The following is a 14,399-nucleotide window of genomic DNA, read 5'->3' on the forward strand; positions in this document are numbered from 1 at the left end:
CCTCCTGGTTTAGTTTCTAGATTCTTCATTTTTTAAAAATTTAAAATGGGAAGAAGAATTAACTTCTTTCCCCCCATTTGACAACATTTATTTATTGAATTATTAAGAACCGCACATTAAACAATCGTCGCCTTCAGCTTCTTTAGCTTGGGCAATTAAAGCTTTCATTTCTTCAGCCGACATTGGTTCAACTTCGGTTTCTTGTGCAAATTTTGCAGCTGTTTTGGCTGCTTTTTCCTTACGTTGCGCCACCACAATTTCTGTAGCTGCTTCTGCTGTTACAGTAGCTGTAGCTTCAACTGGTTGTGCTTTTTTCTTATTATCAAGTGTAAACTTAATAGCGTCAACAGCACTCTTAGTACGTAAGTAATACATTCCTGTTTTTAGTCCGCTTTTCCAAGCATAGAAATGCATGGATGTTAATTTTGCCATAGTGGCACCTTCCATAAATAGGTTAAGCGACTGAGATTGATCGATAAAGTATCCTCGTTGACGAGACATATCTATAATATCTTTCATACTCAATTCCCAAACTGTTTTATACAATTCTTTAATGTCTTGAGGGATAACATCAATTCCTTGAATAGAACCATTGGCTCTCATGATTTCTTGTTTTAGGGCATCATTCCATAGGCCAAGTTCAACTAAGTCTTCTAACAAGTGTTTGTTAACTACAATAAATTCTCCAGATAACACACGACGTGTGTAAATATTAGAGGTATATGGTTCGAAACATTCGTTATTTCCTAAAATTTGTGAGGTACTAGCAGTTGGCATTGGTGCTACTAATAACGAATTACGCACACCATGTTTTAATACTTGTTTGCGTAGTTTTGCCCAATCCCAATTGCCGCTTAATTCTTCTTCTTTAATTCCCCAAAGGTTATGCTGGAACTCGCCTTTGCTTATTGGAGAGCCTTCATACGTTTGGTAAGGTCCATCTTCTTTAGCTTCTTCCATACTTGCAGTCACAGCTGCATAGTAAAGTGTTTCAAAAATATCTTGGTTTAGCTTTTTAGCTTCATCGCTGGTAAACGGTAAGCGTAGTTTAATAAACGTATCTGCCAATCCTTGAACTCCTAAACCAATTGGTCTGTGACGGAAGTTAGAATTTTCAGCTTCTTTTACAGGATAGTAATTTCTGTCAATTACTTTATTTAAATTTTTAGTAACACGTTTAGTGATTCGGAATAACTCTTTATGGTCAAACTCGCCATTTTTAACAAACATTGGCAATGCAATAGAAGCCAAATTACAAACTGCAACCTCGTCTGGAGAAGTGTATTCTAAAATTTCTGTACATAAGTTAGACGAACGAATGGTTCCTAAATTTTGCTGATTAGATTTACGGTTTGCTGCATCTTTATACAACATATAAGGCGTTCCTGTTTCTATTTGAGATTCGGTAATTTTCTCCCAAAGTTCACGAGCCTTTATTGTTTTGCGTCCTTTTCCTGCTTCTTCATACTTGGTGTATAATGCTTCGAACTCTTCGCTATGCGTATCTGGTAAACCAGGGCATTCGTTAGGGCACATTAGTGTCCAATTGCCATCTTCTTGTACACGTTTCATGAATAAATCTGGAATCCACATGGCATAGAACAAGTCTCTTGCACGCATTTCTTCTTTTCCATGATTCTTTTTTAAATCAAGAAAATCAAAAATATCGGCATGCCATGGTTCTAAATACATTGCAAAGCTTCCTTTACGTTTTCCGCCTCCTTGATCTACGTATCTAGCTGTATCGTTAAATACTCTTAACATTGGTACAATTCCGTTAGAAGTACCATTGGTTCCTGCTATATAACTTCCTGTAGCACGAATGTTATGCATAGCTAAACCTATTCCTCCTGCTGATTGAGATATTTTGGCTGTTTGCTTAAGTGTATCGTAAATACCATCGATGCTATCTTCTTTCATTGTTAAAAGAAAACAAGACGACATTTGTGGCTTAGGTGTTCCTGAATTAAACAGTGTTGGTGTGGCGTGTGTAAAGTACTTTTTAGACATCAACTCGTAAGTTTCTACAGCTGCATCTAAGTCGTTTAAATGAATACCAACAGACACACGCATTAACATATGCTGTGGGCGCTCAGCAATTTGACCGTTAAGTTTTAGCAAATACGAACGCTCTAATGTTTTAAACCCAAAATAATCGTACCCAAAATCACGGTTATAGATAATTGTAGAATCTAATCGTTCTTTATTTTCCATAATCACGTTATATACCTCATCTGACAATAAAGGCGCATCTTTACCTGTTCTTGGGTTGACGTACGTGTAGAGGTCGTGCATCACCTCACTAAAGGTTTTTTTTGTGTTTTTATGTAGATTAGATACAGAAATTCTTGCTGCTAAACGTGCATAATCTGGATGTGCAGTAGTTAATGTTGCAGCAATTTCGGCTGCCAAATTATCTAATTCGCTTGTGGTTACACCATCGTATAAACCTTCTATAACTCGCATTGCAACCTTTACAGGGTCAACTAGTTCGTTAAGTCCATAGCATAGTTTTCTCACTCTAGCAGTGATTTTATCGAACATCATTGGTTCTTTTCTTCCGTCTCTTTTTACTACATACATAGGGTTTTTTGTGTTTGTTTTTTTTGAAAAAAATTCAAAAAAATGATTAATTAGTTAGTTTTGGTATTTCTTGTTTCAATAATTTAAGCGGTTTCTTCCTACCTTAGGCTTCCTAAAAACGCTTCAATTATTTCTTAAAATGTTACATGGTTTCCCAAATTTTTGGGAATGGTATTTAATTCTAAATTGAATTAAAAGTCAGCATCAAAGCTAAATTTGTCCTTTTCTTCTTCCTTGTTAAGAACTCCAGCTTTTTGGTATTCAGACACACGCTTTTCAAAGAAATTAGTTTTTCCTTGTAGTGAGATCATGTCCATAAAATCAAATGGATTAGTTGAGTTGTAAACTTTATCGCAGCCAAATTCAACTAGTAATCTATCTGTTACAAACTCTAGGTATTGTGTCATTAATTTTGCATTCATACCAATTAAACTTACTGGTAATGATTCTGTAATAAATGAACGTTCAATATCTAACGCGTTTGTTAAAATTTTTGTGATACGTTCTTTAGGCACTTTATTTATCATGTGGTGATTATGCAAGTGTACCGCAAAGTCGCAGTGCAATCCTTCGTCTCGAGAAATAAGTTCATTAGAGAAGGTTAATCCAGGCATTAAACCACGTTTTTTAAGCCAGAATATTGAGCAAAAACTTCCAGAGAAAAAGATACCTTCTACTGCTGCAAATGCAATTAAGCGTTCGGCAAAACTTGGTGATTCAATCCACTTTAAAGCCCAATCTGCCTTTTCTTTAATTGCGGGAAACACTTCAATAGCTCTAAAAAGTTGATCTTTTTCGGTTTCATCCTTTACATAAGTGTCTATTAATAACGAATACACTTCAGAATGAATATTTTCCATCATAATTTGGAAACCATAGAAAAACTTTGCTTCGGTATATTGCACCTCAGATACAAAGTTTTCAGCTAAATTTTCATTTACAATGCCATCACTTGCGGCAAAAAATGCTAAGATGTGTTTTATAAAATAACGTTCGTCGTCACTCAACTTAGAATCCCAATCAATTATATCTTGATGTAAATCAATTTCTTCAGCAGTCCAAAAACTTGCTTCTTGTTTTTTATACCATTCCCATATATCATGATGCTGAATAGGAAAAATCACAAATCGATCTTTATTTTCTTGTAAAATGGGTTCTGTTTGGTTTGACATAATAGCGTGAAATTTTAAAAATTTGATATAAAAGATTAGCTTAATCTACGGACTCACAAATATTTAAAAAAGTGGTCGGAAATGAAAGGCTATTTTATAAACAATGTTAACAAGTTTTTAACAACGAGTGATTTTTTTCCCACAAATAAGTTTACAAAAAAATAAAAGTAAAATACTGATTATCAATATTTTAATAATTTGCAAAAATTTACAACCCTTATGAAATAAGGGATTCTTGAAAAGAAAATTATTTAAAAGTGAGCATTTAATTAAAGTTTTTGAGATTTCTAAAAATTACTAAAAAATGAATTAAATATGTTGGAGCACTAAAAAAAAATAAACAATTTTCACGACATGGTCTGGGCCACCTTTTCTAACTCAGCATACCAATCTTCTCCAAATTTTCTAATAAGCGCCTCTTTTACGAATTTATAAACTGGTACTTGAAGTTCTTTACCTAATTGGCAAGCATCATCGCATATGTGCCAATGATGATAATTTACTGCTGAAAATTCACTGTAATCTTTTACACGAATTGGATATAAATGACAAGACACAGGTTTTTTCCATTGAATTTCTCCTTGATTATAGGCTTCCTCAATACCACAAAGTGCAGTATTATGCTCATCAAAAATAACATAGGCACAATCTGCACCATTAATTAAAGGCGTTTCAAGTTCGCCATTATCTGTTTTAATATAGACACCTTGAGCTTCGATAGCATCAATACCCTCTTCTCGTAAAAAAGGCTTTACTTTTGGATAAATATCTTTTAAAATATTAGCTTCGTGTTCTTCTAAAGGTGCTCCAGCATCGCCATCAATGCAGCAAGCACCTTTACAGGCGTTTAAATTGCAAACAAAATCTTTTTCAATAATGTCTTCAGAAACTATTGTTTTTCCTAGTTGAAACATACTGCAAATATAATGGTATTTGTATTGTTTATACTAACAAATTATAAACCTTAAACATTGCCTACATTTTATTATTACAATTACATTATAAATACCGAACTTTGTCCGAAATTTTAAAACAGTTTTAAACAGTGCAGTTAAATTTTAAGGAAATATTTACCGCCTTTATGGTGTTGTTTGCGGTAATTGATATTATAGGGAATATTCCTATCATTATAGATTTACGAAAAAAAGTTGGACATATCCAAAGTGAAAAAGCATCGATTATTGCTGGTGTTATTATGGTTGTATTTTTATTTCTAGGAAAAAGTTTATTGGCATTAATTGGAATTGACGTTAATTCGTTTGCAGTTGCTGGTGCCTTTATTTTATTTTTTATTGCCTTAGAAATGATTCTAGGAATTACTTTATATAAAGATACAGGAGATGGAGGCATGACTGCTTCAGTATTTCCGTTAGCATTTCCACTTATTGCTGGCCCAGGGAGTTTAACTACCTTATTATCTTTAAGAGCGGAGTTTAGACTAGAAAATATTATAGTAGCAGTAATTATTAATGTTATTTTAATTTATATAGTGCTTAAAACTTCGGTAAGAATTGAACGTTTTATTGGTAAAAACGGTATTAATATTATTAGAAAAGTATTTGGTGTAGTATTGCTTGCAATTTCTGTTAAATTATTCACAGCCAACATAAAAGCCTTATTTTAATTATGAGAATTTTTACATATATATTAAGTATTATTGCTTTAGGTTTGATTATTTTTAATCTTACACAAATAGATTTTAATGATCCTTTTAATGATGAAAGCACAGTGGCTTTAATTACTGTTTTAGCTGGCTTGTGTGCTATTTTGTTACTAGCAATTTTGAGAGTTTCTAAAAACATTGAATCTAAAGTCAAAAACAAACGCTAATGTTTGATGTGTTAATTATTGGTGCTGGTGCAGCAGGTATGTCCTGCGCTTTAGTTTTAGGGTCTGCTAAAGACAGGTCTTATGTAAAATCTAAGAGGATTGCTATTATTACACACCAAAAAACCTCTCATTTACAAACTGCGTTATTAAATAATGTTTTAGGAGTTTCTCCTGGAACCACAGGAGCATCTATCCTTAAAAGTGGCAAAAAGCAGCTTAATAATTTATATCCACATATTTCTCAAATTAAAAACGAAAAAGCTAGTAATATAAATAACCTAGAAAATTGCTTTGAAGTTACAACCAACAAAAATAGTTATAAATCCAAAATTGTTGTTATTGCTGTGGGCTATACGGATTTAATATCCATAAATGGATTAGAAAATTATATTGAAGCACACCCAAGAACCGATAAGGATAAAAACAAAATTTGGCTAAAAAATGTTGATCACCTAATCACTAAAAATCTATATGTAGTAGGTACTTTAGCTGGTTGGCGAAGTCAATTTGCCATAGCTTCAGGAAGTGGTGCTCATGTAGCTACAGATATTCTTACCTTATGGAACGATGGCAAGCACACCAAAGTTCATGATAAAATAAGTAGTTAATTGTTAGTGGTTAATTCTTTTACTTTTTTTAACAACACATCATTAGTATTTAATACTTGCATATGTGCCTCACTACCATATAATTGTTCAGCAAGTGTTGCTTTAAGATATAGCTTTACCTCTTCTTTATAGGCTACAAATGTAATTTTGTAACGCGACCTTCTATTTAAATATTCTGTAAAACGTTCTAAGTCATCGTTAGTTACCACATAGTTTTTCACAAATTCATCTTGTGATAAATTTTTAAAAGATGTTCTGTCTTTATCTAACTCTTCAAAAACAAAATAATCCATAATACCACTGGCAAGAATTCGGCTTATAGTACCATTTTCCATTTTTTTATCGATAGGCACAAATACATCAGGAATAATACCGCCTCCTCCATAAACCACTTTCCCTTTTGGCGTTGTAAACTTTAAAGAATCGGCAACTTCTATATTACTTGCGTCAGATAGTTCACCGTTATCTATTCGTTTGTAATACTCGTGGTAATAATCTTCATTACCATTTTCATAACTACGCTGAATAGAACGCCCTGTTGGTGTATAATACCTAGAAACTGTTAATCTTACAGCACTACCGTCACCTAATGCCATATCGCGTTGTACTAAGCCTTTTCCATAAGAACGTCTGCCAAGGATAGTTCCTTTATCGTTATCTTGGAGTGCGCCAGCTATAATCTCGCTTGCAGAAGCTGAATTTTCGTTAATTAGCACATATATTTCTCCATTTTCGAAATCGCCTTTTCTTGTAGCTAAATAATTTTCAATCTTACCTTTTTTATTTTTGGTGAACACGATAAGTTTATCATCTTCTAAAAACTCATCAGCAATTTGTTTTGCAATATGTAAAAAGCCTCCTGGATTATCTCTTAAATCTAATACTAGTTTGGTAGCTCCTTGATTTTGCAAATTATCAAGTCCTTTTTTAAATTCTTTATAAGTTGATTCTGCAAAACGATTCACTTTTATATAACCTAAATCTTCTGTCAACATGTAAGAAGCATCTACACTCTTAAGTGGCACTTCGCTACGTTTTACTTTAAAATCGAGTAATTTAGGTTCACCTCGTCTATAAACTTGAAGCTTAACCTTAGAGTTTTTTTCGCCTTTTAATTTTGCTACAATATCGTCGTTACTCCATGTAGGTCCAAAAATTGAATCACCATCGGCAACTACTATTCTATCACCTCCTTTAATTCCTGCTTTTTCACTTGGACCTCCTTCTAAAGTTCTAATAACTGTTACTGAATCTTTATAAGTATAAAAGCTAACACCTATACCAACAAAATCGCCTTTCATATTGTTGGCAACACGTTCTCTATCGGTTTTTGGAATGTATGTTGAATGCGGATCGAGATTGTCTAATATGCGATTTACAGTAACATCTACTATACTATCAGTATTTATACTATCAACATACTCATAGTCAATATAATCGATAAGCCTGTTTATTTTATCTTTTTTTGAATTAGAAGAAAACAGTCTGTCGGATGTATCATTAAAACTTAATTTTCCGCCAATAAAAATCCCCAAGGCTATTGCTAGACTAACAATTATTGGCAAATATTTTTTTTGAATATGCATTAGCTTAATTCAGTTATATGGCTTATTTCTATCCCTGCTTTTTCTAAAAATTTAACACCAGAGTCATCTTTATAAGCATCCTTAAAGACCACTCTTACTATACCTGCTTGATGTATTAATTTACTACACTCCTTACAAGGCGAAAGGGTTATATATAAGGTACCTCCTTTACATGACTGAGTTGAGGATGCTACTTTAGAAATGGCGTTAGCTTCGGCATGTAAAACATACCATTTTGTGTAGCCTTCATCATCTTCACAAAAATTCTCAAATCCAGTTGGTGTACCATTATAACCATCAGAGATTATCATTCTATCTTTTACAATAATTGCACCAACTCTTTTTCGCTCACAATAGGACAGTTTTCCCCATTCTTGAGCCATTCTTAGGTAGGCTTTATCGTATTTTAGTTGCTTTTGCTCTGGCATACGCTTTTTTTAAATGCAATAGAACTTCAAAAGTAACGATTATCTATACATTATTAACGGTTGCTTGCTCTAACTAACGTTAAAGTTTTACAAAACTTTTATAACACTATCATAAATTAAGAAAAAATATCACTTTCAATAAGCATAGGAATTACTAAACCTACAACTATTGCAGATAAAACCATCATCCAATCGCGTCTTGAAAACCTAAAAATAGTTTGTGTAAAGAAGCCTAAAAATAACACTACAAATACAATAATTACTTGTGCCATTTCAATACCTAAAGCAAACTCAATTAGAGGCATTAGTTTTTCATCCGATTTACCCATAAACATTTTAAACTCTCTGGCGAAACCAAGTCCATGGATAATTCCAAAAAACAATGTCGATAAAAACAAAACACCTATTTTTTGTTCTTTACTTTTTTTGCCAGCAGTAAATATATTGTAAAGGGCTACTATTAAAATAGTAACAGGAATTAAAAATTCTACTAATACACCATTAATGCTTACAACATCGTAAGCAGCTAACACAAGTGAAAGTGTATGCCCTAAAGTAAAGGTTGACACTAAAATTAAAACACGTTTCCAGTCTTTAAAAACGTAAGGAACAGTTAACACCATTAAGAAAAGTACATGGTCATAACCGTTAATATCCAACACATGATTAATACCATATTGAACATTAAACCAAAAATTATCTAGCATAACATACTGATTTGAGTTAGTCAAAATTAATAAATTAATATTTAACTATATTTATTTATTATAACCAACCTATATGAGACAGTCATTTTTTATTCTGCTAGCCTTACTATTCACATCTTCTTTGCATGCACAACTTGTAAACATTGAGTCCAAACGGATGCAAACAGATTCAATAAGATTTGTTTTAAGGAGTGATTTTTCGTTTAGTTATGATAATTATAATGGTGATTATATCTACAGAATTGGGAGCAGCCTTTCTTCACAAGTAAAATCTAAAGACTTAGAAAAAATTTACTTCCTATTAGGCAATTATAATTTAATAAGATCGGAAGCTCAAGATTTTCAAAATACTTGGTTTTTACATTTAAGATACAATCAAAAGCTATCTAACTTATTTAGGTTTGAAGCTTTTGTACAAAGTCAAAACAATCAGCTATTAGCTATAAATTCTAGAAACTTATTAGGTGCAGGACTACGCTTTAAATTAGTATCAAAAGAACTGGTTAAATTATACTTAGGAAATGCTTATATGTATGAAGAAGAAAAAAGCGATGCTTTTAATACTAAAGAACACAACCACAGAAACAGCACCTATTTATCTATATCAGCCACTATTGCAGAGAGCAATGTTAGTATAACAAATACTATTTACTTCCAACCATTATATAAAAATTTTTCAGATTATAGAATTTTAGAACAATTAAAAATTGACGTGCCTTTAAGTAAGATTTTAAGCTTATATACACTTTTAGACTATTATCACGATAATATAACTCCTTCAGGTGGCTCACAGTTTTCTACCAATATAAGTGTTGGATTTGGCATAAGATTTTAAGACTTGTTTTTGATTCTTTTTGTCGCTATATTTGACAATATATAACGATACAAATGATTTCAATAGAAGAAGCCATTACAATAGTTAAGGAACATACAAAACCCTTAACAAATCATGAAACAAAAGCATTAAAAGATTGTTTAGGCAAAACCTTAGCTGCAGATGTCTTTTCACCAATTAACATGCCTCCTTTCAGGCAATCTGCAATGGATGGTTATGCAGTTTACAAACACGATTCAAACACGTACAAAATTATTGATGAAGTAAAAGCTGGCGATGGCCATCAACCAAGATTACAATCTGGTGAAGCCGTACGTATTTTTACAGGAGCACCTGTTCCTAATAGTGCTAATGCCATTATAATTCAAGAACACGTTTCTATAGATAACAATACCCTTACTGCAAATAACCCAATTACTTTAAATGCTAACATCAGGCCATTAGGCGAACAAACCAAAAAAGATGATGTTGCCTTAAAAAGAGGAACTAAATTAACACCTGCAGGAATTGGCTTTTTAACATCACTTGGTATTACTGAGGTAATGATTAACAAACCTACTTCTATTGCTTTAGTGGTTACAGGCAATGAATTAGCAAAAGCCGGAAAACCTCTTAAATATGGCCAAATTTATGAAAGCAATGCCATTATGTTATCCTCAGCATTAAACGATTTAGGTTATATGAATGTGGAGATTTTCAGTGTTGAAGATGACTACCAAAGCACTTACAATGTATTACAAGAAGCTATATCAAATAATGATATGGTTTTGGTCTCTGGAGGCATATCGGTTGGAGATTATGATTTTGTTGGAAAAGCTTTGTTAGATCTTGGCGTTAAGCAACTTTTTTATAAAGTAAAGCAAAAACCAGGAAAGCCCTTATTTTTTGGAAAAAAAGACGACACATTGGTGTTTGCGCTTCCTGGAAATCCTGCTTCAGCATTAAGTTGTTTTTATATATATGTATATACCGCTTTGCAACGTGTTTCTGGTAACGAACATTTTGAATTACTAAAATCCACGGCAAAATCTATATCCAATTTCACTAAAAAAGGAGATCGTGCTCAATTTTTAAAAGCTATTTATAATAACGACAAAGTGGAAATTCTTGAAGGACAAAACTCTTCAATGATTCACACGTTTGCCTTGGCAAATGCTCTTGTGTACGTGCCTGAAAATCTTCATGAAATTGCAATTAACGATACTGTTAATGTAATTCTACTTCCAATAAACTAATTACTATGAAGTATAAAATTAAAAGTCGTATTTGGATTGAAGCTGATGATAATGTTTTACTTGGTGAAGGCCGTGTTGCTTTACTAAAAGCCATTGAGGAAACAGGCTCTCTTTCAAAAGCGGCAAAATCTTTAAAAATGTCTTACAAAAAGGCTTGGTCGTTAATAGACGCTTTAAATTCAAGGGCTCAAAAACAAGTGGTTATCACCAGCATTGGAGGCAAAGGTGGTGGAGGTGCTAAGTTAACTCCTTATGGAAAAAACTTAATCGATGCTTTTGACACTATTAATCAAAACTGTTGGGCGTTTTTAGATAAAGAAATGAAAAAGCAACTATACCATGATTTTTAATATTGAACATATATGGTTGTTTTTACTCATATTGTCAATAGTAGCGTTTTTATACGCTAGTGTTGGTCATGGTGGTGCTAGTGGTTATTTGGCTCTTATGGCACTGTTTTCGTTTGCGCCAGAAACCATGAAACCTACAGCATTATTACTAAATGTATTTGTTGCTGGTATAGCTTCTTATCATTACTACAACGCTGGGTTTTTTAATAAAAGACTATTTCTAGTGTTTGCCATAGCATCAATACCAATGGCATTTATTGGTGGTGCTATTGAGGTAGATGCCTCTATTTATAAAAAAATTTTAGGTGTGCTTTTAATTTTTGCCATTTTAAAAATGCTCAATGTTTTTGGAAAAGAAAGCGACTATACTAATAAAGTAAAAATTTGGCAAGGACTTGTTGTAGGTGGTATTATTGGTTTCTTTTCAGGTCTTATCGGCATTGGTGGAGGTATTATATTAACACCAATAATTTTGCTTTTGCATTGGGGAAAAATGAAAGAAGCTGCTGCAGTCTCAGCGTTATTTATTTGGGTAAATTCCGCTTCGGCTTTAGTCGGTCAAATAAGTAGTGGTGTTCATATCGCTTCAGATTCGTTTATTTTAGCTGGAGTTGCCTTAATTGGTGGCTTTTTAGGAAGTTATCACGGAAGTAGAAAATTCAACAATAGTTTGCTTAGATATCTCTTAGCTTTTGTATTGATAATTGCATCTGTAAAACTAATATTTATCTAAATGATTCATAAAAAGAGCATAACAGGCATCATTTTAGCAGGTGGAAAAAGTTCTCGAATGGGAACCGATAAAGGGACACTTCTCCTAAATGAAAAAACGTTTATCCAGCATATTATTGATGCTATGAACCCTTTGGTTAACCACATTGTTATAGTGAGTGACAATCCTAATCATGATGACTTTGAAATTGAAAGAATTGAAGATGTCATTAAAGATGCAGGCCCTTTAGCCGGATTATACTCAGGATTACAACAATCGAAAACAGATTATAATCTTGTAGTAAGTTGTGATGTGCCTTTAATTACGACTAAAATATTGAAGCAAATAATTGAAAATTATAAAGAGGGTTTAGACGTTATTCAATTAGAAAGTAATCAAAAAACTATGCCTTTAATAGCTCTTTACAATAAAACATGTAAGCAAACTATTAAACAGTTATTAGATAAAGGTGAAAGAAGAGTTCGCTTTGCTGTATCTCAATTAAAAACTAAAACCATTATGCTCGATGATAACTTATCATCAGCATTAATAAATATTAATACTAAAGAAGAATTTGATGCAATTACAAATTAAATATTTTGGGCTTTTGGCCGAAATTACCAATTGTGAGGGAGAAACTATTGAGTTTTCTAAAACTTCGGTATCAGATCTTTTAGAGGAACTTTACATTAAGTATCCTTTATTAAAACAAAAAGATTTTAAAGTAGCTCAAAACTATGACATTGTTTCTAACAGTAGCGAAATTACAAACCCAGAAATAGCATTATTACCACCGTTTTCGGGTGGTTAAGCCTATAATGAGAAGGTATAACAGACATATCATTTTATCTGATGTTGGTCCAGAAGGGCAAAACAAAATATCCAATGCCAAGGTATTAGTTGTTGGTGCCGGAGGTTTAGGGTGCCCAATATTGCAATATCTAGCTGCAGCTGGTGTGGGAACCCTAGGTGTTATCGACTTAGATGTTGTTGAAGAATCCAACTTACAACGTCAAATATTGTTTGGATCTTCATCACTGGGAGTCAATAAAGCTTTAGCAGCTAAAGAGCGTCTAGAGGATTTAAACCCAACCATAACTATCAATGCTTATCACGAAGCTTTAACACCTCAAAATGCTTTAGGCTTATTTAATAACTACGACATTATTGTGGATGGTACCGATAATTTTGAAACGCGATACCTAATTAATGATGCTTCAATCATCACTAATAAGCCTTTAGTGTATGGTGCTATTTATAAGTTTGAAGGACAAGTATCTGTGTTTAATTATAACAATGGTCCAAGCTATAGATGTCTGTTCCCAGTAGCTCCAAAAAACGGTTCTATTGCCAATTGCTCCGAAGTCGGTGTGCTTGGTGTGCTGCCAGGAATTATTGGCACTATGCAAGCTAATGAAGTGCTAAAAATAATTTTAGAGTTTAATGGTATTTTATCTGGTAAACTATTCTGTTATAATTCAAAAACAAGTGAAACCTACTCTTTAAAAATTAAAAGGTTAGATTCTGAAATTGATAAAGTTTTATCCAAAAAAGAGAGCTTTCAAACACAAGAGTTCACTTTTTACTGTAACTCAAAAGATGTATCACTAAAAGACCTACAGGAGTTTGAAAATATTCAATTTATAGATGTTAGAGAGCCTCATGAAGAACCAAAAGTTACCCTAGATAATTGCATTCAAATTCCTTTAAAAGAATTAGAAACAAAAACTAACCAAATTCCAACTGATAAAACCATCATTGCTTTTTGTCAGTCAGGAATAAGAAGCAAAACAGCTGTTGAAATTCTTGAAAAACATAGTATAACCAACTGCTTTAGCCTAAAAGAAGGAGCTTTAGCAATCATTGAACAACAAAAAATAAAAGCATGACAAAAGATAGAAAACCAAAAAACGTATTTAAAGAAGGTGCTATTTCTTCTGAATTTATAGCCCAATCAATCGCAAAACATCAAAGCAAAACATCTATTGGTGCACATAACATTTTTTTGGGTCAAGTAAGAGCTGATGAAATAGATGGTAAAACTGTGTCTGCTATTGAATATACTGCTTACCAAGATATGGCAAATGCTAAATTTCATGACATACGAGAAGCTACGTTTTCTAAATTCAATTTAACCTGTATGCATATTTACCATAGCTTAGGAACAGTTAAAAGTGGAGAAATTTGCCTGTTTGTGTTTGTATCCTCTCCCCATCGAAAAGAAGTTTTTAAAGCTTTAGAGTATATCGTTGAAGAAATCAAAGCCAAAGTACCTGTATATGGTAAGGAAATTTTTAAAGACAGTACACACCAATGGAAAAAAAACACTTAAGTGTTTTTGTTGAATCGTTAA

The 14,399-nt window shown here is 32.7% G+C and carries 17 protein-coding genes; 11 read left to right on the forward strand and 6 right to left on the reverse strand.

Annotated elements, in window-relative coordinates; genetic code table 11:
• Positions 1-102: 102 nt before the first annotated feature.
• The 3 genes from E5167_RS10025 to E5167_RS10035 form a co-directional block, all read right to left on the reverse strand.
• Positions 103-2,583 carry a ribonucleoside-diphosphate reductase subunit alpha gene (locus tag E5167_RS10025; protein WP_136843651.1) on the reverse strand — a complete coding sequence of 827 codons (2,481 nt, stop codon included), beginning with the start codon at positions 2,581-2,583 and terminating at the stop codon, positions 103-105.
• A gap of 191 nt (positions 2,584-2,774) precedes the next feature.
• Positions 2,775-3,755: a ribonucleotide-diphosphate reductase subunit beta gene (locus E5167_RS10030; RefSeq protein WP_136843653.1), complete on the reverse strand. Its 981-nt coding sequence runs from the start codon at positions 3,753-3,755 to the stop codon at positions 2,775-2,777.
• A 347-nt stretch (positions 3,756-4,102) separates the two neighbouring features.
• Positions 4,103-4,669: a DUF3109 family protein gene (locus tag E5167_RS10035; protein ID WP_136843655.1), complete on the reverse strand. Its 567-nt coding sequence runs from the start codon at positions 4,667-4,669 to the stop codon at positions 4,103-4,105.
• 131 nt (positions 4,670-4,800) lie between these two features.
• Between E5167_RS10035 and E5167_RS10040 the strand changes: the two genes are divergently transcribed.
• From E5167_RS10040 to E5167_RS10050, 3 genes are read left to right on the forward strand one after another with little or no spacing between them, the layout of a single operon-like run.
• A complete protein-coding gene (locus E5167_RS10040; protein WP_136843657.1) occupies positions 4,801-5,379 on the forward strand; it encodes a MarC family protein in 579 nt (192 codons plus the stop codon).
• A 2-nt stretch (positions 5,380-5,381) separates the two neighbouring features.
• Positions 5,382-5,585 carry a hypothetical protein gene (locus E5167_RS10045; RefSeq protein ID WP_136843658.1) on the forward strand — a complete coding sequence of 68 codons (204 nt, stop codon included), beginning with the start codon at positions 5,382-5,384 and terminating at the stop codon, positions 5,583-5,585.
• The gene (locus E5167_RS10050) at positions 5,585-6,193 is read left to right on the forward strand and encodes an FAD-dependent oxidoreductase (protein ID WP_136843660.1); all 609 of its coding nucleotides are present in this window, start codon (positions 5,585-5,587) and stop codon (positions 6,191-6,193) included. Before E5167_RS10045 ends, E5167_RS10050 begins: the two co-directional genes overlap by 1 nt.
• On the opposite strand, the gene E5167_RS10055 is transcribed toward E5167_RS10050, so the two are convergent.
• The 3 genes from E5167_RS10055 to E5167_RS10065 all read right to left on the reverse strand — a co-directional run bounded on the left by E5167_RS10055 (position 6,190) and on the right by E5167_RS10065 (position 8,914).
• On the reverse strand, positions 6,190-7,779 hold the full coding sequence (locus E5167_RS10055) for a S41 family peptidase (protein WP_136843663.1): 1,590 nt from the start codon (positions 7,777-7,779) through the stop codon (positions 6,190-6,192). The two genes, E5167_RS10050 and E5167_RS10055, sit on opposite strands and share 4 nt — an antisense overlap.
• Positions 7,779-8,207 (reverse strand): deoxycytidylate deaminase, encoded by a 429-nt coding sequence (locus E5167_RS10060; RefSeq protein ID WP_136843665.1) that lies wholly within the window; start codon positions 8,205-8,207, stop codon positions 7,779-7,781. Before E5167_RS10060 ends, E5167_RS10055 begins: the two co-directional genes overlap by 1 nt.
• A 116-nt stretch (positions 8,208-8,323) precedes the next feature.
• On the reverse strand, positions 8,324-8,914 hold the full coding sequence (locus E5167_RS10065; protein WP_136843667.1) for a HupE/UreJ family protein: 591 nt from the start codon (positions 8,912-8,914) through the stop codon (positions 8,324-8,326).
• Positions 8,915-9,071: 157 nt separating this feature from the next.
• Between E5167_RS10065 and E5167_RS10070 the strand changes: the two genes are divergently transcribed.
• Genes E5167_RS10070 through E5167_RS10105 form a run of 8 tightly spaced genes read left to right on the forward strand, consistent with a single transcriptional unit; the run spans position 9,072 to position 14,378 of the window.
• A complete protein-coding gene (locus E5167_RS10070) occupies positions 9,072-9,749 on the forward strand; it encodes a DUF481 domain-containing protein (protein ID WP_169301413.1) in 678 nt (225 codons plus the stop codon).
• A gap of 53 nt (positions 9,750-9,802) precedes the next feature.
• The gene (locus E5167_RS10075; protein ID WP_136843671.1) at positions 9,803-10,984 is read left to right on the forward strand and encodes a molybdopterin molybdotransferase MoeA; all 1,182 of its coding nucleotides are present in this window, start codon (positions 9,803-9,805) and stop codon (positions 10,982-10,984) included.
• A gap of 5 nt (positions 10,985-10,989) precedes the next feature.
• A complete protein-coding gene (locus E5167_RS10080) occupies positions 10,990-11,334 on the forward strand; it encodes a winged helix-turn-helix domain-containing protein (RefSeq protein WP_136843673.1) in 345 nt (114 codons plus the stop codon).
• A complete protein-coding gene (locus tag E5167_RS10085) occupies positions 11,324-12,067 on the forward strand; it encodes a sulfite exporter TauE/SafE family protein (RefSeq protein ID WP_136843675.1) in 744 nt (247 codons plus the stop codon). Before E5167_RS10080 ends, E5167_RS10085 begins: the two co-directional genes overlap by 11 nt.
• On the forward strand, positions 12,068-12,640 hold the full coding sequence (gene mobA, locus E5167_RS10090) for a molybdenum cofactor guanylyltransferase (RefSeq protein ID WP_136843677.1): 573 nt from the start codon (positions 12,068-12,070) through the stop codon (positions 12,638-12,640).
• The gene (locus E5167_RS10095; protein WP_136843679.1) at positions 12,624-12,857 is read left to right on the forward strand and encodes a MoaD/ThiS family protein; all 234 of its coding nucleotides are present in this window, start codon (positions 12,624-12,626) and stop codon (positions 12,855-12,857) included. Before mobA ends, E5167_RS10095 begins: the two co-directional genes overlap by 17 nt.
• Before the next feature lie 7 nt (positions 12,858-12,864).
• Entirely contained in the window at positions 12,865-13,935 is a 1,071-nt protein-coding gene (locus tag E5167_RS10100) for a HesA/MoeB/ThiF family protein (protein ID WP_136843681.1), read from the forward strand.
• Positions 13,932-14,378, forward strand: coding sequence for a molybdenum cofactor biosynthesis protein MoaE (locus tag E5167_RS10105; RefSeq protein ID WP_136843683.1), 447 nt, complete (start codon positions 13,932-13,934; stop codon positions 14,376-14,378). Before E5167_RS10100 ends, E5167_RS10105 begins: the two co-directional genes overlap by 4 nt.
• Positions 14,379-14,399 lie beyond the last annotated feature (21 nt).

It is taken from the genome of Pontimicrobium aquaticum, from assembly GCF_005047595.1.
Taxonomy (GTDB): Bacteria; Bacteroidota; Bacteroidia; order Flavobacteriales; family Flavobacteriaceae; genus Pontimicrobium; species Pontimicrobium aquaticum.